At 67.7% G+C, this 20,954-nt stretch carries 22 protein-coding genes; 13 read left to right on the plus strand and 9 right to left on the minus strand.

From position 1 onward, the window contains the following. The first annotated feature begins 6 nt into the window (after positions 1–6). The 12 genes from OA56_RS00125 (at position 7) to OA56_RS00180 (ending at position 10,346) form a co-directional block, all read left to right on the plus strand. Positions 7–459 (plus strand): GspH/FimT family pseudopilin, encoded by a 453-nt coding sequence (locus OA56_RS00125; RefSeq protein ID WP_461583062.1) that lies wholly within the window; start codon positions 7–9, stop codon positions 457–459. Continuing rightward, the gene (locus OA56_RS00130; RefSeq protein WP_461583063.1) at positions 456–854 is read left to right on the plus strand and encodes a prepilin-type N-terminal cleavage/methylation domain-containing protein; all 399 of its coding nucleotides are present in this window, start codon (positions 456–458) and stop codon (positions 852–854) included. The genes OA56_RS00125 and OA56_RS00130 overlap by 4 nt, the downstream gene beginning before the upstream one ends. After that, positions 851–1,453, plus strand: coding sequence for a prepilin-type N-terminal cleavage/methylation domain-containing protein (locus tag OA56_RS00135; protein ID WP_461583064.1), 603 nt, complete (start codon positions 851–853; stop codon positions 1,451–1,453). The genes OA56_RS00130 and OA56_RS00135 overlap by 4 nt, the downstream gene beginning before the upstream one ends. Then, the gene (locus OA56_RS00140) at positions 1,450–2,358 is read left to right on the plus strand and encodes a type II secretion system minor pseudopilin (RefSeq protein ID WP_461583065.1); all 909 of its coding nucleotides are present in this window, start codon (positions 1,450–1,452) and stop codon (positions 2,356–2,358) included. Before OA56_RS00135 ends, OA56_RS00140 begins: the two co-directional genes overlap by 4 nt. Then, entirely contained in the window at positions 2,355–3,356 is a 1,002-nt protein-coding gene (locus OA56_RS00145; protein ID WP_461583066.1) for a PilN domain-containing protein, read from the plus strand. Before OA56_RS00140 ends, OA56_RS00145 begins: the two co-directional genes overlap by 4 nt. Beyond that, entirely contained in the window at positions 3,353–3,895 is a 543-nt protein-coding gene (locus OA56_RS00150) for a GspMb/PilO family protein (protein WP_461583067.1), read from the plus strand. Before OA56_RS00145 ends, OA56_RS00150 begins: the two co-directional genes overlap by 4 nt. Beyond that, entirely contained in the window at positions 3,892–4,422 is a 531-nt protein-coding gene (locus OA56_RS00155; protein ID WP_461583068.1) for a hypothetical protein, read from the plus strand. The genes OA56_RS00150 and OA56_RS00155 overlap by 4 nt, the downstream gene beginning before the upstream one ends. Continuing rightward, positions 4,419–6,755, plus strand: coding sequence for a type II secretion system secretin GspD (gene gspD / locus OA56_RS00160; RefSeq protein ID WP_461583069.1), 2,337 nt, complete (start codon positions 4,419–4,421; stop codon positions 6,753–6,755). Before OA56_RS00155 ends, gspD begins: the two co-directional genes overlap by 4 nt. Then, on the plus strand, positions 6,752–7,195 hold the full coding sequence (locus OA56_RS00165; RefSeq protein ID WP_461583070.1) for a nuclear transport factor 2 family protein: 444 nt from the start codon (positions 6,752–6,754) through the stop codon (positions 7,193–7,195). Before gspD ends, OA56_RS00165 begins: the two co-directional genes overlap by 4 nt. A 174-nt stretch (positions 7,196–7,369) precedes the next feature. Then, on the plus strand, positions 7,370–8,254 hold the full coding sequence (locus OA56_RS00170; RefSeq protein WP_461583071.1) for a hypothetical protein: 885 nt from the start codon (positions 7,370–7,372) through the stop codon (positions 8,252–8,254). Positions 8,255–8,334: 80 nt separating this feature from the next. After that, on the plus strand, positions 8,335–9,426 hold the full coding sequence (locus tag OA56_RS00175) for a hypothetical protein (RefSeq protein WP_461583072.1): 1,092 nt from the start codon (positions 8,335–8,337) through the stop codon (positions 9,424–9,426). Continuing rightward, a complete protein-coding gene (locus tag OA56_RS00180) occupies positions 9,423–10,346 on the plus strand; it encodes a peptidyl-prolyl cis-trans isomerase (RefSeq protein ID WP_461583073.1) in 924 nt (307 codons plus the stop codon). Before OA56_RS00175 ends, OA56_RS00180 begins: the two co-directional genes overlap by 4 nt. 46 nt (positions 10,347–10,392) lie before the next feature. Here the strand turns inward: OA56_RS00180 and OA56_RS00185 are convergent, their stop codons facing one another. The 9 genes from OA56_RS00185 to OA56_RS00225 all read right to left on the minus strand — a co-directional run bounded on the left by OA56_RS00185 (position 10,393) and on the right by OA56_RS00225 (position 20,097). Then, the gene (locus OA56_RS00185; protein ID WP_461583074.1) at positions 10,393–12,351 is read right to left on the minus strand and encodes an acyltransferase family protein; all 1,959 of its coding nucleotides are present in this window, start codon (positions 12,349–12,351) and stop codon (positions 10,393–10,395) included. Positions 12,352–12,446: 95 nt separating this feature from the next. Further along, positions 12,447–13,349, minus strand: a complete 903-nt coding sequence (locus tag OA56_RS00190) for a glycosyltransferase family 2 protein (RefSeq protein WP_461583075.1) — start codon at positions 13,347–13,349, stop codon at positions 12,447–12,449. Continuing rightward, positions 13,346–13,942 (minus strand): acyltransferase, encoded by a 597-nt coding sequence (locus OA56_RS00195; protein WP_461583076.1) that lies wholly within the window; start codon positions 13,940–13,942, stop codon positions 13,346–13,348. Before OA56_RS00195 ends, OA56_RS00190 begins: the two co-directional genes overlap by 4 nt. Next, on the minus strand, positions 13,939–14,961 hold the full coding sequence (locus tag OA56_RS00200) for a class I SAM-dependent methyltransferase (protein ID WP_461583077.1): 1,023 nt from the start codon (positions 14,959–14,961) through the stop codon (positions 13,939–13,941). The genes OA56_RS00195 and OA56_RS00200 overlap by 4 nt, the downstream gene beginning before the upstream one ends. 7 nt (positions 14,962–14,968) lie before the next feature. Next, the gene (locus OA56_RS00205; protein WP_461583078.1) at positions 14,969–15,859 is read right to left on the minus strand and encodes a lysophospholipid acyltransferase family protein; all 891 of its coding nucleotides are present in this window, start codon (positions 15,857–15,859) and stop codon (positions 14,969–14,971) included. Next, a complete protein-coding gene (locus tag OA56_RS00210; protein ID WP_461583079.1) occupies positions 15,856–17,067 on the minus strand; it encodes an ABC transporter ATP-binding protein in 1,212 nt (403 codons plus the stop codon). The genes OA56_RS00205 and OA56_RS00210 overlap by 4 nt, the downstream gene beginning before the upstream one ends. Next, positions 17,064–17,834, minus strand: a complete 771-nt coding sequence (locus OA56_RS00215; protein WP_461583080.1) for an ABC transporter permease — start codon at positions 17,832–17,834, stop codon at positions 17,064–17,066. Before OA56_RS00215 ends, OA56_RS00210 begins: the two co-directional genes overlap by 4 nt. Beyond that, the gene (locus OA56_RS00220; protein ID WP_461583081.1) at positions 17,831–19,081 is read right to left on the minus strand and encodes a glycosyltransferase family 4 protein; all 1,251 of its coding nucleotides are present in this window, start codon (positions 19,079–19,081) and stop codon (positions 17,831–17,833) included. Before OA56_RS00220 ends, OA56_RS00215 begins: the two co-directional genes overlap by 4 nt. After that, on the minus strand, positions 19,078–20,097 hold the full coding sequence (locus OA56_RS00225; RefSeq protein ID WP_461583082.1) for a glycosyltransferase family A protein: 1,020 nt from the start codon (positions 20,095–20,097) through the stop codon (positions 19,078–19,080). Before OA56_RS00225 ends, OA56_RS00220 begins: the two co-directional genes overlap by 4 nt. A 187-nt stretch (positions 20,098–20,284) precedes the next feature. Between OA56_RS00225 and OA56_RS00230 the strand changes: the two genes are divergently transcribed. Beyond that, positions 20,285–20,953: a hypothetical protein gene (locus OA56_RS00230; RefSeq protein ID WP_461583083.1), complete on the plus strand. Its 669-nt coding sequence runs from the start codon at positions 20,285–20,287 to the stop codon at positions 20,951–20,953. The last annotated feature ends 1 nt before the right edge of the window (position 20,954 follow it).

Below are 20,954 nucleotides of genomic sequence, written 5' to 3' on the forward strand. Positions count from 1 at the left end.
GCCGCCGTGCGCCGCGATCACGGCTTCACCCTCATCGAGCTCATCGTCGTGCTCGCCATCGCCGGTCTCGCGCTGGGGGTCGCCGTGCTCGCCCTGCCCAAGGTGCTCGAGCGCGCCCGCTACCACGACAGCGTTGCCCAAGTGCGCGCGCTCCTCGCCCAGGGGCGGCTCGAAGCCATGCGCCTCGGCCGCCCCCTCACGCTGCGCTACGATCCCAACGCCCGCCGTCTCTGGCTCGACACCGGCGCGGCATTCGAGCTTCCCGAAGGCGTCGAGGCCGACTGGGTCGTCGCCGAGAGTGAAGATACCCGTCGCGGGCTTGCCGCCATCACCTTTCGTCCCGACGGCAGCAACACCGGCGGCACCGTCACGCTCGGCGTTCCTGCGCGCCGCATCGCCCTGCGCCTCGACTGGCTCTTCGGGCGCATCGACGAATTTCCCGTGCCCGAGGCCCCATGAGGTCGCGCCGCGCCGGATTCACCCTGCTCGAAGTGCTCGTGGCGCTCGCCATCGCTGCCATGGCCTTCGCCGCCCTCTATCGCGGCACCGGGCAGTCCCTCTACGGGCTCGAACGCAGCCGGCTCAAGGCGCAAGCCGCCATGCTCGGCCAGTCGCTGCTCGCCGGTGCCACTTGGGCGGACGACCTCGTCCCGCTCTCCACCGGTGAGGACGGCCCGCTGCGCTGGCAGATCCGTTTTTCCCCTTCGACCATGCAGCCGGAAGCGACCGACGCCGCCGCGCCCGTCGCCCCCGTCGCGGTGACGCAAGTCCATCTCGCCGTATATGCCCGGGGCGAGGATCTCCCCCTGTGGGAAATTGAACTCCCCCTGCTCAACCGATCACAGTCCCGATGATGCCCCGCCCGCGCAGCGCCGGTTTCACCCTGGTCGAACTCCTCATCGCCCTGGCGCTCACCGCGCTCGTGCTCGCCGCCGCCTTCGCCGCCTTCGGTCTCATCGGCCGCAGCACCGATACCGCCACCCTCCTGCGCGACCGCAGCGAGCGCATGATGCTCGTCGAACGCTTTTTGCGCGACAAACTCGAAGGCATGCGCCAGGTGAAGCGGTTCGACAACGGCCGACCCGTCGTTTTCTTCTCCGGCAACTCGGCCGGGCTGCTCTGGGTCGCCCCCTTGCCCGAGCGCCCAGTGGGCGGCGGCCTGCACGTTTTGCGTCTCGGCCCCGAGCGCTACCCCGACGGGCGGACCGACTGGGTGCTCGAAATCCTCCCTTTTCAGGGGGCTTATACTACTTTCGATTGGCCCGCCGCCGAGCGGATCGTCCTTCTAGAAAACCTCTCCACCCTGCGCTGGCAGTATTTCGACAACCGCACCGGCCAATGGCTCGACGAATGGACCGACCCCGCCTTCTACCCCGGTCGCCTTCGCCTCTTCCTCGGCGCGGAAGGGCAGGAGTGGCCCGTCCTCGTCTTCGCCCTGGATCACGTCCGATGAGCTCCCCCCGCGCAGCCGGTCTCGCGCTGCCCGCCGTGCTTTGGCTCGTGGTCGCGCTCTCCCTCACGCTGCTCGGCCTCACCCTCCAGACCCGGCAGCAGATCGATTTCACCCGCTGGTACCTCGACCAGACCGAAGCGCGGTTGCGGCTCGATGCCGCCCTCTCGCTCACCGCCCAGGCGCTCACCACGGACCCGCGGCTGGGCGAGCGCTACACCCGCCTGCAGTGGCGCATCGGCGAAGACTCGGTGCTCGTCGCCATCACCTCGGCCAACGGTCTCGTCAATCTCAACGTGGCCGATGAAATCGTCCTGCAGACCCTGCTCGCCCGCGTGGGCGGCCTCGCTCCGGCCGATGCCGCCATCCTTGCCTGTCGCATCCGCGACTGGATCGACCCGGACGATCTCCCCTCCTGCCCGGGCGGAGCCGAGGCGGCGCAGTATCTGGCCGCCGGCTGGCCCTCGCTGCCGCGCAACGGCCCCATGGACGACCCTTCCGACCTCCTCGCCGTGCTCGGCTTCGATCGCTCCGTCTACGATAAAATCAAAAATTTCATCGGAAGGGAAGGGCGCAATCTCATCGACGTGCGCGCCGCCCCACCCGATCTCCTCGACGCCTTCACCGGCGAGCCGAACGCCCATGAACGGATCCGCGCGATGATCGAAACCAACCAGGACCCCGTCACCCTCGGCGTGCTCGATCCCGCCGTCTTCGCGCCGCTGTCGCAGCGCAACGAATCGCTGCGCTACCGTCTACAGGCAGAGCTGCATACCGCCGATGGGCGTCGTTGGCGCCGTACTGTCTGGATCGACCGCAACGCTCGACCCGATACCCTCACACCCTGGACCACCGAAACCGTCGATCCGGTCGAGCTCCTCCCCCCAGACGGAGTTCCCCCCGCATGAGCACCCCCAGGCACGCCGTGCTCGCCCGTCTCGCCGTCGAGTTCGACCGCTGGCGCTGGTCGCTGGGAGAATGGCGCCTCGAACTCGAGGAGCGCGGCTGGTGGCGCCGCCGCCCCGCCATCCTGAGCCTTGCCGACGGTTCCTGCCGGCGTCTTCTCGGCCGACGCCTCTTTGCCGTACCGCCGTCCGCCGCGCTGCCCGTCGACGGGCTGCTGCTCGATGCCGACGAATACGTCGGCGGCACCGCCGTGCTTCCGCCCCTGCCGCTGCGCGAGATCCCTTCTGCCGCCCGCGCCCTCGTCGCCCAGCAGGCCCCTTTCCTGCCCGAAGACCTCCGCGCCGGCTGGTGTCTTGCCGCCGCGCCCGAAGGCTGGCGACTCGACTGGTACGCCACCGATGCCGCGATTCTCGCGCGCCGCCGGGCCGGGCGCGCGCTGCCCGCCTGGTTTTGCGAAGGCGAGACCGCCGTGCCGCTCTTCGACGAGGCGCATCTTGCCTGGCACCGCTCCCGCCGCCGCGAAGATGCGGCCATGGTCGCCGCGCTCGGCGCCGCCGCAGCCTTGACGCTCGCCGTCGCGGTCACGCCACTCGCGCAGCAGCGCCTGGCCGTGGTCCGCGCCCAAATCGCCGCCGTGGAGGCCCAGCGCCGCGCCGAGCCGGCCCAGCAGGCCCTGGCCGCCCTGCGCGATACCGCCCAGACCGCCCAATCCCTGCAGCACCTGCTCGAGCGGCGCGTCGACCTCGGCCTCGTGCTCGATCGCCTCGCCGCCATCCTGCCCGACGGTGCCTGGCTCGACCGCTTCGAATACTCCGGCGACACCGTCCGCATCAGCGGTCTCGCCCCGGACGTCGCCGCCCTCATGGCCGATCTCGGCAAGGACCCCCACGTCCGCGACGTGCGCACCCCCATCGCCACCACGCGCGATCCCGCCACGGGCAAGGAACGCTTCAGCATCGAGCTGCGCTGGCTCGCGCATCCCGACGAGGTCGCCCCATGATCGCCCCCATCGCCCGCCGTTACCTCCTCGGCACGCTCGCCGCGTTTCTGCTGCTCGCGGCGGCGCTCGCGGCCGCCTATGCCTGGAACTGGCAGCGCTACCGCAGCGTCCTGGAGCGCGTCGAACCCCGCCTTGCCCGCCTGCTCGGGCTCGATCTCGCTCGCGAGCAAATCGAGGCCGCGCTCGCCGCCGCCCGCAGCCAGATCGCCCCCTGGCTGCATCCCGGCGAGGGCGACCCGGAAACCCGCCTGCGTCAGCTCGTGCGCCAGCTCGCCGATCGCAGCGCGCTCGCCACCGTGTCCCTGCAGACCGTCGCCGCCCGCCAAGGCGAAGCGATTCCCTCGGTGCGCATCACGCTCACCGTCACCGGCGCCTGGCCCCAGGTGCTCGACCTTTTGCGCGCCCTCTACGATCAGCGCCCGCTGCTGCTCGTCGAATCCACGCTGCTCATGCGCGAAGGCGGCACGCCCGAGGCTGCCGCGCAGAACGTCCGCCTCACCGTCCAGCTCCTCGCGCCGCTCGCCGGAGGGGCGTCATGACCGCCCGCTGGCTCCTGTGGCCGGCGCTCGACGCCACGCTCCTTGCGTTGCTCGCCCTGCTGTGGTGGCAGCCGCCCGTGCGCTGGGCGCCGCCCGAACCGGCGCTGCCGGCCATCGATGAAGTCCGTCTCGTGGCCGATGCCGCCCCGGCGAGCGCCGCCGCCGCCGCGCGCGCCCGGCCGCTCTTCTGGTCCTCGCGCCGCCCGCCGCCTCCGTCCGAGGCGGGTTCGGCCCAGGCCTTGCCGCTCGCGCAGGCCAAGCTTCTTGCCGTGCTCGAAGGCGATGCCCAGCGCATCGCCATCGTGCGATTCCCCGACGGTCACACCGCCCGCATCGCTACCAAGCCCGGCGCCGACGGCTGGCGGCTCGCCGCCTTCGACGGCCGCACCGCCCGGTTCGAGCGCCCCGGTGGCGGCAGCGTGTCGCTGCGCCTCGAAGCCGCCCCCGCCGCTGCCGCCAAACCTCCCGCCAAGGCCGTGGCCCCCGCGTCGCAAGCCAAACCCGCATCCTCCAAGGACAAGCCATGAAGCAACGCCTGCGCCTGCTCCCTTCGCTCGCGCTCCTCGCCCTGCTGCTCGGCGGCTGCGCCAGCCTCACTGCCCAGCGGCCCAATCCGCCGCCGTTTACCTTCCCTGAGGAAGGCTCGGCCACGCCGCTGCGCGGCGCCACCGAACCCCAACCCGCCCCGGCTCCCGCTTCCGAGCCGCAGGAGCCGCGCCTCTACCCCGGCAACGACCGCGTCGTCAAGCTCGCCCCCGCGCCCAAGCCCGACCCCGTGCTGCAGCAGGGCGACGCCGTCAGCCTCAACTTCGAGAACGCCCCGCTGGGCGAGGTCGTCCACGCCCTGCTCGGCGACCTCCTCAAGCTCAACTACACCATCGACCAGGGCGCCGACGTCACCGTCAGCCTGCGCACGCAGAAACCCCTGCCGCGTGCCCAGGTGCTCGACGTACTCGATACGCTCCTGCTGCCGCACGGCCTCACCCTGGTTCGCGACCCGGCCGGCGTGTATCACGTCACCGCCCGCGATGGCGTCAAGGGGAGCCTTCCCGTGGTCGGTTCCGGCCAGGAAAAAGCCCTCCCCGGTGCCGGCGTGCTCGTCGCCCCGCTCAAGTACATCGGCGCGGCCGAAATGGCCAAGGTCCTCGAACCGCTCGCTCCCGAAGGCGCGCTCGTGCGCGTCGACACCGTGCGCAACCTCCTCGTGCTGCAAGGCTCCAAGGCCCAGCTCGAAGGCTGGATGCAGATCATCGACACCTTCGACGTCGACTTCCTCGCCGGCCTCTCCGTTGGCGTCTTCCCCCTCGAACACGCCAGCGTCGCCGAAGTCAAGGATGCCGTGGCCCTCATGCTCGGCCAGCAGGCCCTCGCGGGCGGCGCCGATGCCAAGGGCGGTGTGGCGGGGGCTGCCGCTGCGGGCGGCAATGCCCCCGGCGGGGCGGACGCCTCTCCCTTGTCGGGCTTGGTCAAGGTCCTGCCCATCGAGCGGCTCAACGCGCTGCTGGTGGTTACCTCCCGCCGCCACTACCTCGATCTCGTGCGCGACTGGCTCGCCCGGCTCGACCGTCCGGCGGACAACGAACTCGAACCGCGCCTCTTCGTCTACCCCGTGCAGAACGCCTCCGCCGTGCACCTCGCCGAGCTCCTCAACGGCCTCTTCGGCGCGGCGGGGCAGGGCGGGGCGGCCAAGACGAGCGGCGTCGCCCCCGGGCTCGCTCCCACCCGCATCGGCGGCACCGGCATGATGGCGGCGAACACGCTGGGAGGCACGAGCGGCACGACCGCTTCCTCGTCCTCGAGCTCCGGCACCACGCCCACCCTCGGCGCCCAGGCCGTGCAACCCGCCGGCACGGCGCCTGGGCGCGAGGCCGCCCAGACCAGCGTGAGCCAGCTCGAAGGCAACGTGCGCGTGGTGGCCGACGAAAAGCGCAACGCCCTCATCATCCGCGCCCCGCGCAAGGAATACCGCCGCATCGAGGCGGCGCTGCGCGAACTCGACAAGGCCCAGACCCAGGTGCTGATCGAAGCGAGCATCGTCGAGGTCACCCTCACCGACAACCTCAAATACGGCCTCGAGTGGTACCTGCAAAACGGCCTCGGTGGCGGGCGCACCGGCACCGCCCAGTTCAACATGCGATCCTCCGGCGACATCGGCCCCACCCAGCCCGGATTTTCCTACACCATCACCAACAGCGCCGGCGTGGTGCGCGCCGCGCTCAATGCGCTCGCCGACAAGTCGCTCCTGCGCGTGCTCTCCAACCCGTCGCTCTTGGTGCTCGACAACCACACCGCCGTCATCCAGGTCGGGCAGCAGCAGCCGATCAAGAACGCCACCACCGTCTCCAGCCAGGATCTCGTCACCGAATCCATCACCTACAAGGACACCGGCGTGATGCTCTCCGTCACCCCTTCCGTCAATGCCGGGGGGCTGGTGACCATGGACATCGTGCAGCAGGTCACCGACGTGGGCGAGGTCGATGCCGCCACCGGCCAGCGCAGCTTCATGAACCGCCAAATCCAGAGCCGCGTGGCCGTGCGCTCGGGCGAATCCATCGTGCTCGGCGGCCTCATCCGCGACAACGAATCGAACGGCCGCAGCGGCGTGCCCGTGCTCGCCGACCTGCCGGTGATCGGCGCGCTCTTCTCCACCACCAACGACACCCGCCAGCGCACCGAGCTCCTCGTGCTCCTCACCCCGCGGGCGCTGGAGAACGACGACGCCCTGCGCCAGGCGAGCCAGGAGATGCGCGAGCGCATGCGCGGCATCGCCGTCGACGTGCGCGCGCGCGAGCGCGACGGCGGGCAGAGCGCTGCTCCGTCGTCCCCACCACCAACCCAACCCGTCAAGGAGGTCCCATGAGCACCCTGTCGTTCCGTCCCCTGCGCCGCACCGTGCTGGCCGCAGCCGTCCTGCTGTTTGCCGGCTGCGCGGGCATCCCATCCGCCCCCGAGCCGGGTTCGGATGCCGACCGCGCCCAGCTCCTCGAGCGCGCCCGCGCCTACTGGGCCGCCATCCAGGCCAACGACCGCGTCACCGCCTGGAGCTACGAGGAAATCTCGCTCGATCCACGCTGGACCCTGCAAGCCTATCTCAAGCGCGGCGGCATCGTCTTCGACGAAGTCGAGGTGCTGGCGGTGGAACGCATCGAAGGCGACACCGCAGTGGTGCGCGTGCGGCAGAAGTATTCCCTGCCGCAGATCCATCTAAAAGGCAAGGAGGCGACGCTGGACGACCAGTGGAAGCGCATCGACGGGCGCTGGTACCACGCCGAAAAGCGCAGCGTGATGTTCGGCGACTGAGCCTTTTCCTTCTGTTGCAGCGGCGCAACAGGTGGGGGTCACGAGAATCGCGCGAATGCTTGCGAATTTTTTCGACCTGCTTTATAGTTCGTACAACCCGAGACGTCATGAACGGCCGGGTTGCTCTTCCCGCCAATGGGTTTTTGTTTTTATCATCCTTAAAGGAGTGGCAAGATGAAGAAAATCGCGATCGCGGCCGCAGTGACGGCGGCTCTCTCGGCCGGCGTGGCCCAGGCTTACACCGTGGGTACCTTCTCCAACGGTTTCGTGGTGCCCCATGCCGTTCACAATGGTTCCTCCTATGACACGGCGGTAGGGATCACCTCTCTGAAACCGGTCGTGGTTTATTGGACGTTTTTCGACAAAAATTCCGGGCATCAGAAGGATGGTTGCATCGATATGACGGCAAACGACTTCGCGTCGTTCACTTTGTCTGACCCGAAGAATATGGTGCCTGCCAATATGGACGGCTATCTGCTCTTCGTGGCCGCTAAAAATGATGATGGGAAGCTAAATTGCAAAGCCAATCCTACTTTGAGTGATTTTACTTACGGTGCGATCTCCGCTAACGCCTTCCAGGTCGATCTCGCTAACCACGATGTGGCTTTCGTCCCGGTCATCGATGGTCCCGTGCAGCTAAAGTCTGGCACTACGCTTGGATATATTTCCAGTGCTGACGCTCTGCAGTCTGTCGGTGGGGCGATGCATGCTGGTGGTGCTGATGCTGGGAGTAAGGTATATATGCGCTATTTCATCGACGGCAAGCCTGGCGGCGACGATACCACGGTCGTCGTGTGGTCGTCCGGTGATCACTCTGGCACGAATATTGCCTTTGCGTACGATACCGAGCAGAATCCCACCGGGTCGTTCAACCTCGAGATGAAGAATACTGAACTCGATCTGATTAATGTGGAAGATCTCAATCTCCCGTCGTCTTACACCGACGGTTTCATTACCTGGACGCCAACCACTGATGCGGGGGACGTGTTTGTTTACAGCGTCGTCAGTTCGCCCGCCTTCGGCGCGGTGCAGACCCTGCTCGGCGCGTATGGTAAGTAACCGTTTGCGTTCCAAGCGGTCTTGACCGAAAAAGGCGCCGCAAGGCGCCTTTTTCGTATCCCTCGCCGAGGAGCATCGCCGTGCGTTACTCGACCGGTTTCTTCATTCCTTTGCTGTTGCTGGCTGCCTGCGCCCAGGAGCCGCCGGTGCCGTCTGCGGCGTCCTCGCCGGGGGCGACCGAGACGATGCATCGCGTGCTGGAAGCCGACCAGCGATCGATCTGGGGCGGGGACGTGCGCTGCGACGCATCGTCCTGCCTGCTCGCCGCCGTGCTGCATACAAAGGGCGCCGTGGCCGTGTGGCGTTTCGCGGGCCGGGCGCCAGTGCGCGTGGCCGAAGCGGGCACGAACTATCATCCCGACCACGCCCGCTGGCTGGCCGACGGGCGCCTGGCGGTGGCGGTGGAGGCGGGCGCCAGCATCGACGTCTTCCGCCTGCAGGGCGATGCCCTGCTGCGGGAGCAGCAGGTGCCGGTGGGCTTCCCGCCGCGGGCCGTGATCGCGGCGGACTTCGACGGCGACGGCCGAGAGGATCTGATCGCCGCCCCTTACTCTGGCAAGGCGCTCTCCTGGATGCCGGGGCGCGCGGACGGCGCCTTTGCCGCCGGCACGCCGATCCCTTCCTGCGCTACGCCCTGGCACGTGAAACTTCTGCCCGGCGCGGAGCGCCCCGGCCTCATCGCCGGCTGCCTCGACGACAAGACCCTCACCGTCTGGGACAACCTCGGTGGCGGGCGCCTGGTGCCTCGCACCGTGCTGCGCTTCGACCCTGTGCCGCGCGATGTGGCCGTCTCTCCCGACGGGCGCACGGCCTGGGTGGCGCTCGAGCTCGGCGGCCATGGGGCAAAAGTAGACCTCTCCCGCACGCCGCCGGCCGTGACGCCGGTGCCGGCCCCTTCCAGGGGCTACGTGGCGGTGGATTTGATGTCCGACGGTACCCTCGTCTGGGGCGAGGATCGCCGGGTGATCCTGCAGCGCATGGCGGCGGACGGTACGGTGGAGACGCGCATGCTTCCCGTCTCGGGCTTTGCCACGCCGCTGCAGGTGGCCGACCTCGACCGTGACGGCGTGGAGGATCTCGTGGTCTATAATTCGACCGGCAAGGGGGTCGATGTCTGGTTCGGCCCTCTGTGGGAACAGGCCCATCCCTTACCGATCGAGGACAAGAAATGATGCGTTATTGGCACCGGCTATTGCCGGCAGTCGTTCTTTTCGCACTCTGGCTCGTGGGGCCGCTCGCCGCCGTGGCGGCGGAGGGTGTGCCGACGGTGCTCGCGCACATCGGTCAGGATGAAACGGTGACGGTCGATGACGTCGAGCGCTATGTCGCCCGCCGCCTCGACGCCCGCGCCCTCCTCGGTACCGAGGAGGGACTCGGGCGCCTGGTGGACGAGATGGTGTTCACCCGGCTCCTCGTGCGCGAGGGGCAAGCCCGAGGCGTGGAGCGTAAGAGCTCCGCCGACGAGCGCTTCGACGACGTCTACGCGCTGGCCGTCTTCAACACGCTGGCCCCGGCGTGCGAGAAGCCCAAGGACGAGGCCGAGGCCAAGGCCTATTACGAGCAGCATCCCGAGGCCTTCCAGGTTCCGCCGCGCGCCCGCGTCGCCCGCATCGCCCTGAAAGTCGACGACAAGGTGGGCGATGAACCGGCTTTCGGTTGGCTCCTGATGCAGGCGACCGCGATCGCCTCCGGTAGCAAGCGTTTCGAGGATGCGCTCGCCGACGCCCAGAAGGTGCGCCCGAACGAGCGCATGGGAGACCTCGGCTTCATCGAGCTCTCCGACCGTGCCCCCATCGTCAAGGCGATCGCCTCGGCCAAGGCGGGCGACCTGGTGGGACCCTATCGCGACGGTGACTACGTCTATCTTTTCAAAGTGCTGGAAAAACGCGAGGCCCAGCGCCTACCCTGGGAGCAGGTGCGCGTCCATGCGGCCACCCGTGCCGTCGAATACTGCCGCGAGCAGGCCCGCACCAAGGTGCACGACGAGCTCTTCGCCCGCTACCAGGTGCGACTGGAAGAAGATGCCATCCGGCAGGCAGCCAACCCGCTCGCCCGCGCCCAGCGCCCGCAGGGGCCGGACATCACGCGCTGAGGCTGGAATAGGTGGGTTTGCACCGGTGCTGATCGCGCGCCAGGCATCACTCTCGGCGCAGTTGCGTCTTTGCCATGAGCAACGGAACGAGTGCGTCGGCCGCTCGGCGTGTGCCTTCTAGACTGAGGTGATTGTCGTCGAGATAGAGTAACCTTCCTTTCTCGTCGGCAAGCCGGCAGTGCGTGTCGTCGCAGAACAGGGGGGAGAGGTCGAAGAGTTCGAGTCGAGGAAATTCGCGTTTCATTTGGAACGCGAGTTGCCGGTATTGGGAAATGGCAGGGTCCTGGTCGTAGATCTGCCGCGGGAAGCTGCAGCGCGCGTGTTGGCGGAAAGGGGCGGGTCGGGGCAGGCATTCGCGCGGAGGAAAGGGCAGGGCGGGGTTGTCGAGCACGAGGATCACGCGCTTGCCTGCGGCGAACAGGGCCGAGAGCCCGCGGCGCATGGCAGCGGTCATGGCCTGGCGGTCGGAGGCGGTGGGGTCGTCCAAATCCTGGGCGTCGCGCCACGAGCATTTCGGGTTGTGCGCAAGCAGCACGGTGGTCACGCCCGGATCGGAGGTGACTTCGCGGTAGGCGAGTTCGATCAGGTGGTGCCCTCCCTCGCGCACGCCCCGCGCGCCGGCATCGGCCATCCCCGTGACCAGGCGCGGATAGGGGGCGCCGCAGCTCACGGGGTAGACCGCGATCCCCCATTCCTGGATGGGCAGGCGTTCGGAAAGGCCCATGAAGAGCACGCCAGCGTGGGAGTCGCCCAAGATGGCGAGGCGGTTGCCAGCCGGTTTTTCCATCAGACAAGGGGTGTCCGTGATCTGATTCCATTCGGGGTGCTGTCGTGCACAGATCTCACGTGCATTCTGGTAGCGCTTCAGCGCTAGCGTTTCGCCGCTGGGGGCGAGGAAGAGCCATAGCCCGGCGCTACCGAGAAGGGCGAGTACGACGGTGAGCAGGCTGGCCTTGAGCCGACCGTGCGTGCCGTAGCGCAGGGGGTATTCCACATAGCGGGCGGTACCCCAGGCAAGGAGCACGGCTGTGGCCACGAGCGTGAGCCGCGTGGCGGGTGTGATGGGTTCGCTACCGGTGATGAGCCGGGCGAAGGCGAGCAGAGGCCAGTGCCACAGGTAGAGGGGATAGCTGATTTTGCCCAACCACGTCATGGGGGGTGTGGCGAGCAGCCGACCGGTGGGAGTAGCCGGCCCGGCGGCAATGAGCAGTGCCGCGCCCAGGACTGGAGCGAGGGCGAGGGCGCCAGGAAAGGCTTGCGCTGGGTCCAGCAAGGCAAACGAGCCAACGAGCAGCGCGGCACCAGCAAATCCGGCTGCAGTATGCGGCGCTGTACGGCTTTTGGGATGGGCTACCCACCGAGCAAACCCTGCGAGCGCGCCGCCGGCGAGCAGCTCCCAGAAGCGGGTGAAGGGGGAATAGAAGGTGCCGACGCGGTCGTGCTCGATGCGCCACAGGTCGAGACCGAAGGAGAGGGTCGCAAGTGCCGCCAGCAGGGCGATGAGGGTGGAGGGACGTGGCCGCAGGCGCCACGCCATCCATAGCAGCAACGGCCAGACGAGGTAGAACTGTTCCTCGATGCCCAGGCTCCAGAGGTGGAGCAGGGGTTTTTCCGCTGCGGCGGTGTCGAAGTAGCCCGCTTCGGACCACAGGACGAAATTGGCAACGAAAGCGGCCCCGCCCGCGGTGTGTTTGCCGAGTGGCTTGAGTTCGTTTTCATGCAGGGCATAGAGGCCGAAGGCCAGGCAGGCGCTGAGCACGAGGATGAGCGCCGGAAAAAGGCGACGGATGCGTCGTTCGTAGAATTCGGCAAAACTCCAGCGGCCTTTTTCTAAACCGGCGTAGATGAGCGAAGAGATGAGAAAGCCGGAAATGACAAAGAAGACGTCGACCCCGGCGAAGCCACCGGGGAGTCTATGAGGGAAAGCATGGAAGATCACGACGGCCGTTACGGCCACGGCGCGTAGGCCGTCGATGTCGGGGCGCCAGGAGAGGGGGCTGCTCATTGGATGATTTTTATCAGGCAGGGGGATGGGACGAGAGGGGCATGGTTCATGCTGGGATGCGTATTCGCCAGGAACGCTCCGGCGGGGTGACTCTATCATGGTGCCCTTGGTGGTCTCGTCGATGAGAGGAGTCTTGCATCGTTCACCCCTTTGACGATGGCGCGCAGGCGCTCGCGCCGCTGGGGGAAGGCGAGGAGGTAGAAAACGAGTTTCTTGAGGCCGATCCAGGCGTGCCACAGTCGCCAGGCCGGGTCGGCGTGCGGCAGGCGGTGGACGATGAGGCCGTTTCTTACTTCATAGTAGGTGCGCCGCGGGCCGTGCACCGCCGCCTTGCGCCCGAAGGGAAGCGCAATGGAGCGCTCGCCCAGGCGGTGTTCGAGGCGCGCGGCGCCCACGCCGAGCAGGGTGAGGCCCAGCGCGCGGGCGCGCAGGGACCATTCGATGTCGATGTAGTCGATGAAGAAGTCTTCGCGCAAGGGCCCGACTTGGCGCCAGCTCTCGGCCGAGATCATGAGCCCGCTCGTGATGGCGTGATCGAGCGCCGCGGTGTCGCCGTGGCGCAGGTAGAGGCGGGGGCGGCGGTACCAGGGGTGGATGAGGCCGATGAGCGGGGCGATTTCGCCCGTGTAGGCATCGACGGTGACCGGTGCGGTGGCGGCAAGCCGACGGGCCAGTGGGCCGCGCCAGGGTTCGAGCAGGCGCTCGACCATGTCGGGGGCGGGTACGCTGTCCTGGTCGAAGGTGAGGACGTGGGTGGCGCCCTGGGCGAGCGCACGCTCGATGCCGCGGTTGAGCGCGGCGCCCACGCCGAGGTTCTCCGGCAGGGTGAGCACTTCGAGGCCTTCGTGGTTGCCGAGGCGGCGCTCGAGGGCGCCGTCGGCGGTGTTGTCGCAGTAGTGGATGAAGGCGACCTGCGGCTGGAGGGCGGTGCGCTGGCGCTCGAGGAGCGCCAGGTCGGGATGGTAGGTGACGACGACGGCGTGCAGGCGTTCGGTCATCGCAGGCGCTGGAGAAGGCGGCGCAGCAGGCCGGGCGAAGCAGCGTTGCGTCGGCGCAGCAGCCGGGCGGGAACGCCGGCGGCGATGGTCTCGGGCGGGACGTCGCGGCGCACCACACTACCGGCGGCTACCACCGCGCCTTCGCCAATCGTCACGCCGGGGAGCACGATGGCTCCGGCGGCGATCCAGGCGCCTTCGCCGACGCGCACCGGGGCGCGGGTGATGGCATTGCGGTTGATGCGCCGTTCGCCGCCGTCGACCTGATGCCCGGCGGAGAGCAGTTTCACGTGGGGGCCGATGAGCACGTCGGGGCCGATCTCCAACCCGCCTTCGCCCGAGAGGTAGCAGCCGACATTGACGATGGTGCGCGCGCCGATGCGGATGCCGATACGGGGGTCTTCGCCGGGGTTGCCGAGCACGAGCCGGCACCAGGCGTAGAGGCTCACGTCGTCTTCGAGCAGGAGGGCCGGCCGGTTGCTCCCATAGCGTAGTACGCTCACGCTGGGGTCGATGCGGCAGCGCGCGCCGAGGCGGTCGATGCCGGGATGGGCTTGCGTGATCGGGGGGACCCCGAGCAAGGGCGGCTCGTTCATCGTCCTTCGTTCCAGCGCTCGAGCAGCTCGCCACAGCGCCGGTGCAGGCTGGCGACGAGGCGGCGCCAGAAGGGGGTCAGCGCCACGCCGCGGTAGAGGCTGCGGTAGTGGTCGCGCTCGCGGGTGAGCTCGTCGATCTCGCGTTGCAGGTCGGCAATCTCGCGTTGCAGGTCGGCAATCCAGGCGCGCGCTTCGGCGAACGCTTTCTGGTGTTCCTTGAGCGAGGCCAGGTGCTCGTCGAAGCTGCGCTGCAGGGCTTCATGTTCACGGCGGGCGCTTTCGAGTCGCTCGTGGAGGGCCGCGATTTCGGTCGCTGCGCGGTCTTGCCAGCCGGTTTCGTTCGCTGGCACGGCCACCACCAGCCATTGATAGACGTCGAGTTCAGCGGCGTGGCGCTGCAGGGTCTGGCGCAACGATTCGGGCAGGTCGTACCAATGGCGGGCGAATTCGGTGGCGCCGACGTCGACCCGGTTGGCTTCCCATTGCAGGGGGATCCAGCCGGTGGCAAGCAGCAGGCGCTCGAGCGAGTGGCGGGTGTAGAAGCGCTCGTGGGTGCGGTCGAGCAACCCTTTGTCGGCGTAGTCGAAAGATTCTTGCAGCAGCGCGGCGACGACGCCGTAGTGAGCGAGGTTGGGCAGCGTGAGGAGGAGCCGTCCTTCGGGCGCGAGAAAAGGGGGCAAGGCGGCGAGCACGGTTTCGGGTTCGTCGAGGTGTTCGAGCACGTCGCAGGCGAGGATGCGCTCGAATCGTTCGGCACCGAGGGTGGCGCTCCAGTCGAGGGCGAGGAGATCGCCCACGATCATGCGTTCGCAGTGGGGGCGGGCGCGGGCGGCGAGCGTTTCATCACGCTCGATGCCGGTGACGCGGCAGCCCCGTTCGGCAAGTACGCGGGTCATGGCGCCTGGGCCGGTACCGAGTTCGAGCACGCGCGAGCCGGCCGGAACGCGCCGCACGACCTTGGCGGGAAGGCTGTCCCCCTCGGGGTCGAAGGCATAGTCGTAGCGCTCGGGCAGCGTCATGAAGTTTTCATTCCTGCGAAGGTGGCTCGGAATGCCAAATATACTCCAGCAAGCCCCAGTGCCACCAGTCCCAAGGGCGTTCGCGCACGTCGGTTTCCAGCTGGGCCACGGCGGCGCCGAGGGCTTCGGCAGGGTTTTCGGGCAGTGCGCGTAGCTGCACGTGTAGGTGGCGGGGGGATTCCTCGTAGGTGGCACCGTAGATCAGCGCGGCGCCGGTGGCCGCGGCGAGTCGTTCGATGCCGGTGGGCAGGCTCAGGCTGCCGCCGAGAAAAGGATGGGCGCGCAGGCGGGCGAAGGTGGGGCTCCAGGCATCGGCGAGGATGATCCAGGCGCCGCCTCGGGCGAGGTCGCGGCGCACGGGCAGCAGTGGCCGGTCGGTGCTGATCCATTCGCCGCCGATGATGCGCCCGAAGGCGGCGACTTTTTTGGTCAAGAAACGGCGCATCGCGGGTGGAAGGTCGGGGTTGTCGAGCACCGGCATGGTGACCATGCTCAGCCGATGACCGCGCGCGGCGAGTGCCACGGGGGCGGTGAGCAGTCGCCCGTAGTGGGCGAGCACGAGGATGACGCCCCGGCCACGGGCGAGCGCGGCGCGGTAGTGCGCTTCTCCTTCGAGGGTGATGCGCATGCCGCGCTGTGCGTGCAGTCGGGGGAAGGCGCAGGCATCCAAGGTTTCGCGGGCCTGCATGGCCAGGTGGCGCTCGGCCCATTCGTGGCGCTGTTGCGGGGATGATTGGGGGAATACGCGTCCGAAGGCGGTGACGAGGGCGTGGCGTGCCCCTTCGGCGGCTGCAGTGTCCAGGTGGCCGACGAGGGGCGCGAGCCACCAGGGTAGGCTACCGGGCAAGCGGGCGAGCCAGGGGAAGGCGAGATCGAGCCGCCAGTTTCGTGGGCTCACGCCACCAGCTCCCATTCGTAAGGCAGCCGGACGAGACCGAAATCGCGGCAGCCGCGGTTGAGGATCTTGAAGGGGTGGATGCACTCGGCCATGTCGAGCACTTGCAGACCGGTGTCGTCGAGCACGTACACGCTCCAGAGGTATTCGCCGGAGAGCAGCGGTAGCTGCGGAAAGCGCAGCCGCAAACGGTGCTCGCCGCGGCCGGAAAGCGGCGTGCTCGGGTCACGGAAGTGGGTGCTGGTGCCAAAGACGTTGTCGCGGTCGTTGCGCACCAGCGCCAGTCCCACGTGGAAGGGGCGCTCGCCCAGCGCTTCCACCGTGAGCTCCACCGTGAGGTCTTGAAAGGATTCGACGAAGGCGGGATCGAAGCCGTCGGCGGTCTCGAGCTGCAGCGCGCGAAACTTCACTTCGCCCGCAGCGGCAGGGGGGGCGGAGGAAGGGTTTGTTGGGGACGCGGCGGGGACGGCGGTAGGGGCGCTCTTGCGCCGTTCGTGGGCTTCGTAGGCGGTGACCACCGGTTCGGTGTCGCCGATCTCGGCGATGCGACCGCGGTGGATCCAGGCGGCGCGCCGGCACAGGCTGCGTACCTGGTAGAGATTGTGCGAGCAAAAGAGTACCGTGGCGCCAGCATCGCGCAGGGCGAGGATGCGATCCAGGCTTTTTTTCTGGAAGTGCATGTCGCCCACCGACAGGGCTTCGTCGATGATGAGGATTTCCGGCTCCAGGGCGGTGGCGGCGGAGAAAGCGAGCCGCATGAACATGCCGGAAGAGTAAGTCTTTACCGGGCGGGCCAGCGTGGTCTCGTCGAGTTCGCTGAATTCGATCACCCGTCGGTGGTAGTCCTCGAAGGCTTCGCGGGGAATGCCGTTGAGCGCGGCCATGAAGCGCACGTTGTCGTGGCCGGATTCCTCGGGATGAAAACCGGCGCCCAGTTCGAGCAGCGCCGCCACGCTGCCGTGGCGTTCGATGCGCCCGGACGTGGGGCCGATGGTGCCGGCGGCGAGCTTGAGCAGCGTGCTCTTGCCGGCGCCATTCTCGCCCACCAGGCCGAAGGTTTCACCGCGAGCCACGCTGAAGTCGATCTGCTCGAGGGCGACGTGCAGCCGGTGGCGTGGCCGCCGGGCGAGGAGCTCGAGCAGGCGGTCGCGCGGGTGCGCGTAGAGCCGGTAGTGCTTGCACACGCGCTCGAAGCGCAGAGCGGGGCTCACAGCGCTTCTCCCAGGGCGGGCTTGAGGGCGCGAAAGAGCGCGATGCCGCCAGCGCCCAGCAGTGCGCTCCAGGCAAGGAGCGCAAGCCCTAGCCCCGGTGGCACGGCGGTACCGAGCCAGGCGTGCTGCTGCGCCATCACGAGGCAGGCGAAGGGGTTGAGCAGAAAGAAGGGGCGCCAGGCTTCGGGTACGGTGGCGAGCGGATAGACGATGGGCGCGGCGTAGAAGAGCACCTGCAGCACGAAGGGCAGGGCGGAGGAAAGGTCGCGCACGACGTAGTTGGTGATGGCGGCGAGCATGACCGCGCCGAGCAGGATGACGGTTTGCGCGAGCCACAGCAGGGGCAGGGCGAGCCAGCCGGTGTGGGGACCGAGACCGGCGAGCGCGAGTAGTCCCGCGAGTACGAGGGTCCCCACGATTTGTGGCACCCAGGCCGAGACCACGGCAACCACGGGCAGGATTTCTACCGGAAACGCCTGCTTGCGCAGGAAATCTTCATGGGCGACGAGCACGCCCGTGCCGCGCCCGAGCGCTTCGGCACTGGTGAGCCAGGGCAGCAGCCCGGCGAGGAGATAGTAGAGGTAGCCCGTCTCGGCCGCGAGTTCGGGCACGCGCACGCGAAAGATGTGGGCGAAGAGCACGTAGAACATGGTCATGGTGGCGAGCGGCTGCAGCACTGCCCACGCCAGCCCTAGCGTCGAGCCGGCGTAGCGAGTTTTTAGGTCGCGCGCGAGCCAGAAGCGCAGCAGTAGCCACCAGCGGTTCATGGGCGCAGAGAAAGGGGTTGTCCCGCGCGTAGGCGCTCCAGAGCCGAGGCCACGGCCTCGCCCGCCTGTTCCCAATCGGTGGCGGCGGCGCAGGCCAGGCCGTTGGCGATGAGACGCTCGCGCAGTTCGGGATCTTCGAGCAGGCGGGCGAGCGCGGTAGCGAGCGCCTGCGGCTCGGGTTCGGCGAGCAGGGCGTTCTCTTCGTGGCGTAGCAGCCATTCGTTGTTGGGTCCGCCGTTGCACACCAGCGGGCAGCCGCAGGCCATGATTTCGAGCGGCATGAGCGAGAGGTTGGAGAGCGAAAGCACGAGTGCGGCATCGCAGCGGGCGATCCACCAAGCGAGCTCGCGTGGCGGAACGACGCCGATGTCCCGGTAGGGGAAGGGGAGCCGATAGCGTTCGCAGGGCCAGCCGGCAAGGATGAATTCGACATCGGGGTGGCGCCGGTGCAGGCGTTCGAGCGCGAGCAGCCCCAGCTCGAAGCCGCGGCGCGGGGTGACGTTACGCGCATAGAAAAACACCCTGCGGCGTTCGCGTTCCGTCGCTTCGGGATGGTAGATGTCCTTGTCGCAGGAGAAGGGGAAGGCGCAGGTGTCCATGCCGTAGCGCTCATGCAGCAGGGAGGCAAGCCAGTCGCCGGCGGTGATGCCCTTCAAGCCCAGGCGATAGGTGCGCTCGGCGAAGTGGTAATGGCTCCCCACGGGATAGAACCAGGGTTCGTAATCCTGCACGAAATAGAGCTTGTGCTGCGCCGGGCTGTGCGCCACACGGTAGGCGGAATCCCAGGATGTGGCAAAGAAGAATTCGTAGGGCGGGTAGCTCGTGGTGGGGAAGACGACTTCGGCCTGCAGGGGGAAGAAGTGCCGGTCGATTGTTTTTTTGACCTGCTCGGGGGAGGTGAACTGGCCCGGTTCGGTGAGATGGATGCGGTGGCGGTACCCGCGTCGCTCGAGCATGGCGATCAGGCGGAAGATGGTGGTGTGCCCGCCGCTTCCCGGCAGGAAAGGGGGGATGAGCCAGCCGATGGTGTCCTTTTCTATGGGTAGCGGCGCGGGCGGAGGCGGCGGGTCGAGGTCGAGGATGCGGCCGTAGTAGGCGGTGACTTCGTCGGGCGTGGGCAGCGTGGTGGGCGTTTGCGTGTTCCGGCGGCCGAGCAGCCGCTGCCAGGCAAGCCGCAGCGCGCCCACGAGGCCGTGATCGGCCACTTTTCGCGCGAAGATGCGGATCCAGAAATCGAGACGGTTCATCGTGAGAAGTGGGGATCGGAGGTGAGGCGCTGCAGGCGCTGGTCGCGCGACAGTAGCCGCCCGAGGCGCCTCGGCCAACGCTCGCAATGGGTGCCGAAGTAGTGGCCGAGCACCCGGGCGAGCTCGATGCGGGCCATGCCGAACGCCTGGCGCCACAGGGCGGGGCCGGAGAGCCCCGTTTCAGCGAGCCAGGCGGCATCGCGCCGGGCGAGCTTTCCGGCCACGAGCAAAGCGTGCCCCAGGCTGGGCTGCAGACGATAGCCGAAATGGCGACGGAAGGCGCTCGCTTCGTCGAAGTTGCGCTGCAGGGTCTCCCAGACACCGAAGTCGTGCGAGTGGTACACCGGCGCATCGGGCGCGTAGGCTTTGGCAAAGCCGGCTTCGATCACGGTTTTTGCCCACGTCTGGTCTTCGGCGAAATCGACGTCGGGCAAAGGGTAGCGCGTCCACACGCTGCGGCGCAGGCAGGCGTTGTTGCTGGAGAAGAAGTGCAGGAACTGGCGCAGCCCTTCGTCGGCGCGGTAGCGCTGTGGGTCCTCTAGGCGAAAGAGCCGCCGCTCGGTGCCGAAACCGGCGAAATGCTCGGCGAGCTCCCGGCGCGTGACGTGCCGCGCCTCGGGGTGCGCGAGGTGGGGGCCGAAGGCGCCGGCGCAATCCTCGCTCATGGCGCACGCATCGACCAGGTTTTGCAGCCAACGATCGTGCGCCGGCACGGCATCGTGCGTGAGGAAGACGAGGAATTCGCCCCGGGCGAGCTGTGCAGCGAGGTTGCGCGTGCGTCCGTGCCCGAATTCGGCCGGCGGGATTTCGATGAGCCGTGCTCCATGGCGGCGGGCGAGGTCTTGCGAGCCGTCGGTGGAGCCCGAATCGACCACGATGAGCTCGAAGGGCCAGTCGGTGCGCTGCCGTGCCACCGCCGCGAGCACGGTGCCGAAGCGCTCGCCGCCGTTCTTCACGGGGATGAGGATGGAGGCGTGCGGAGGACGATCCTCCTGGAGGTCGGATGGGAGTGGCATGGGGCTCGCGTCGCTCATCGGCGCGATTCTAGCAGAGAGGGGCAGGTTTCCGAAATTGGGCGATGCTCCCGGGCGTATTCGGTCGATGGAACCGGGTGCGAGGATGGCTATAATGTCATCGTACCGAAGGGTGGTGGCCAGGGTGGCCGTTTCGGGGTGCAGGGAAATCTACGACTGGAGGTGTGTCATGCAAAGCAAGGGACTGCGGATCTGGGTCGCTGCGGCGATCGTCATGGTCAGCGGTGGGCTTGTCAGTGATGCGTTCGCGCAAGCGGCGGGTGCCTCTTCTTATAAATATTCGATGAAGATCGTACCGACCTTTCCGAAGGGTTCGGCGGCGGAAAAGCTCACGGCGACGCAACCGAGCAACACGAAATTCACTCCTTGCGATCCATCGAAAGTCGATGCGGTCACTTTTACCATGACCTACGATGCGGGGGACCCGACCAAGGCGGGTACGATGCATGATGTTTATGTTTTGATTTTTACGCCTAATGGTGGCAGTAATAATGTGACACAGTATCAGGTAGGGGTTCGGCAGCCATTGAATGCCGGCTGGTTGGCGTTCGAACCCATCGATTCCATCGACGAGTTGACGACGAACAAAGCTACCATGATGTATCTGCCTCGGAGCCTCAATCCCTCCGGCAAGGTGACGGAAAATTTGGTCATGGCCAACCTCGGCCTCGACGGGGTGCCCAAGGGGACGTGGCAGATCGTGGGCATTATTGCCGACAGTACCAGCTCCACTCTCGATTTCGGCGATTCCAACACGTGGGATGCCTGGGACGTGGCTACGGTGGTGGTGGGGCAACCTTGGCTGACGGGGGATCAGACCAAGGATACGTGCAACTGAG

It is taken from the genome of Tepidiphilus sp. HLB4 (genome assembly GCF_054823945.1).

What these genes read in the sequence shown, in the direction of transcription:
- OA56_RS00130 (WP_461583063.1), top strand. Translation starts at nt 456, where the DNA reads ATGAGGTCGCGCCGCGCCGGATTCACCCTGCTCGAAGTGCTCGTGGCG.
- OA56_RS00135 (WP_461583064.1), top strand. Translation starts at nt 851, where the DNA reads ATGATGCCCCGCCCGCGCAGCGCCGGTTTCACCCTGGTCGAACTCCTC.
- OA56_RS00140 (WP_461583065.1), top strand. Translation starts at nt 1,450, where the DNA reads ATGAGCTCCCCCCGCGCAGCCGGTCTCGCGCTGCCCGCCGTGCTTTGG.
- OA56_RS00145 (WP_461583066.1), top strand. Translation starts at nt 2,355, where the DNA reads ATGAGCACCCCCAGGCACGCCGTGCTCGCCCGTCTCGCCGTCGAGTTC.
- OA56_RS00150 (WP_461583067.1), top strand. Translation starts at nt 3,353, where the DNA reads ATGATCGCCCCCATCGCCCGCCGTTACCTCCTCGGCACGCTCGCCGCG.
- OA56_RS00155 (WP_461583068.1), top strand. Translation starts at nt 3,892, where the DNA reads ATGACCGCCCGCTGGCTCCTGTGGCCGGCGCTCGACGCCACGCTCCTT.
- gspD (WP_461583069.1), top strand. Translation starts at nt 4,419, where the DNA reads ATGAAGCAACGCCTGCGCCTGCTCCCTTCGCTCGCGCTCCTCGCCCTG.
- OA56_RS00165 (WP_461583070.1), top strand. Translation starts at nt 6,752, where the DNA reads ATGAGCACCCTGTCGTTCCGTCCCCTGCGCCGCACCGTGCTGGCCGCA.
- OA56_RS00170 (WP_461583071.1), top strand. Translation starts at nt 7,370, where the DNA reads ATGAAGAAAATCGCGATCGCGGCCGCAGTGACGGCGGCTCTCTCGGCC.
- OA56_RS00180 (WP_461583073.1), top strand. Translation starts at nt 9,423, where the DNA reads ATGATGCGTTATTGGCACCGGCTATTGCCGGCAGTCGTTCTTTTCGCA.
- OA56_RS00185 (WP_461583074.1), bottom strand. Translation starts at nt 12,351, where the DNA reads ATGAGCAGCCCCCTCTCCTGGCGCCCCGACATCGACGGCCTACGCGCC.
- OA56_RS00190 (WP_461583075.1), bottom strand. Translation starts at nt 13,349, where the DNA reads ATGACCGAACGCCTGCACGCCGTCGTCGTCACCTACCATCCCGACCTG.
- OA56_RS00195 (WP_461583076.1), bottom strand. Translation starts at nt 13,942, where the DNA reads ATGAACGAGCCGCCCTTGCTCGGGGTCCCCCCGATCACGCAAGCCCAT.
- OA56_RS00200 (WP_461583077.1), bottom strand. Translation starts at nt 14,961, where the DNA reads ATGACGCTGCCCGAGCGCTACGACTATGCCTTCGACCCCGAGGGGGAC.
- OA56_RS00215 (WP_461583080.1), bottom strand. Translation starts at nt 17,834, where the DNA reads ATGAACCGCTGGTGGCTACTGCTGCGCTTCTGGCTCGCGCGCGACCTA.
- OA56_RS00220 (WP_461583081.1), bottom strand. Translation starts at nt 19,081, where the DNA reads ATGAACCGTCTCGATTTCTGGATCCGCATCTTCGCGCGAAAAGTGGCC.
- OA56_RS00225 (WP_461583082.1), bottom strand. Translation starts at nt 20,097, where the DNA reads ATGCCACTCCCATCCGACCTCCAGGAGGATCGTCCTCCGCACGCCTCC.
- OA56_RS00230 (WP_461583083.1), top strand. Translation starts at nt 20,285, where the DNA reads ATGCAAAGCAAGGGACTGCGGATCTGGGTCGCTGCGGCGATCGTCATG.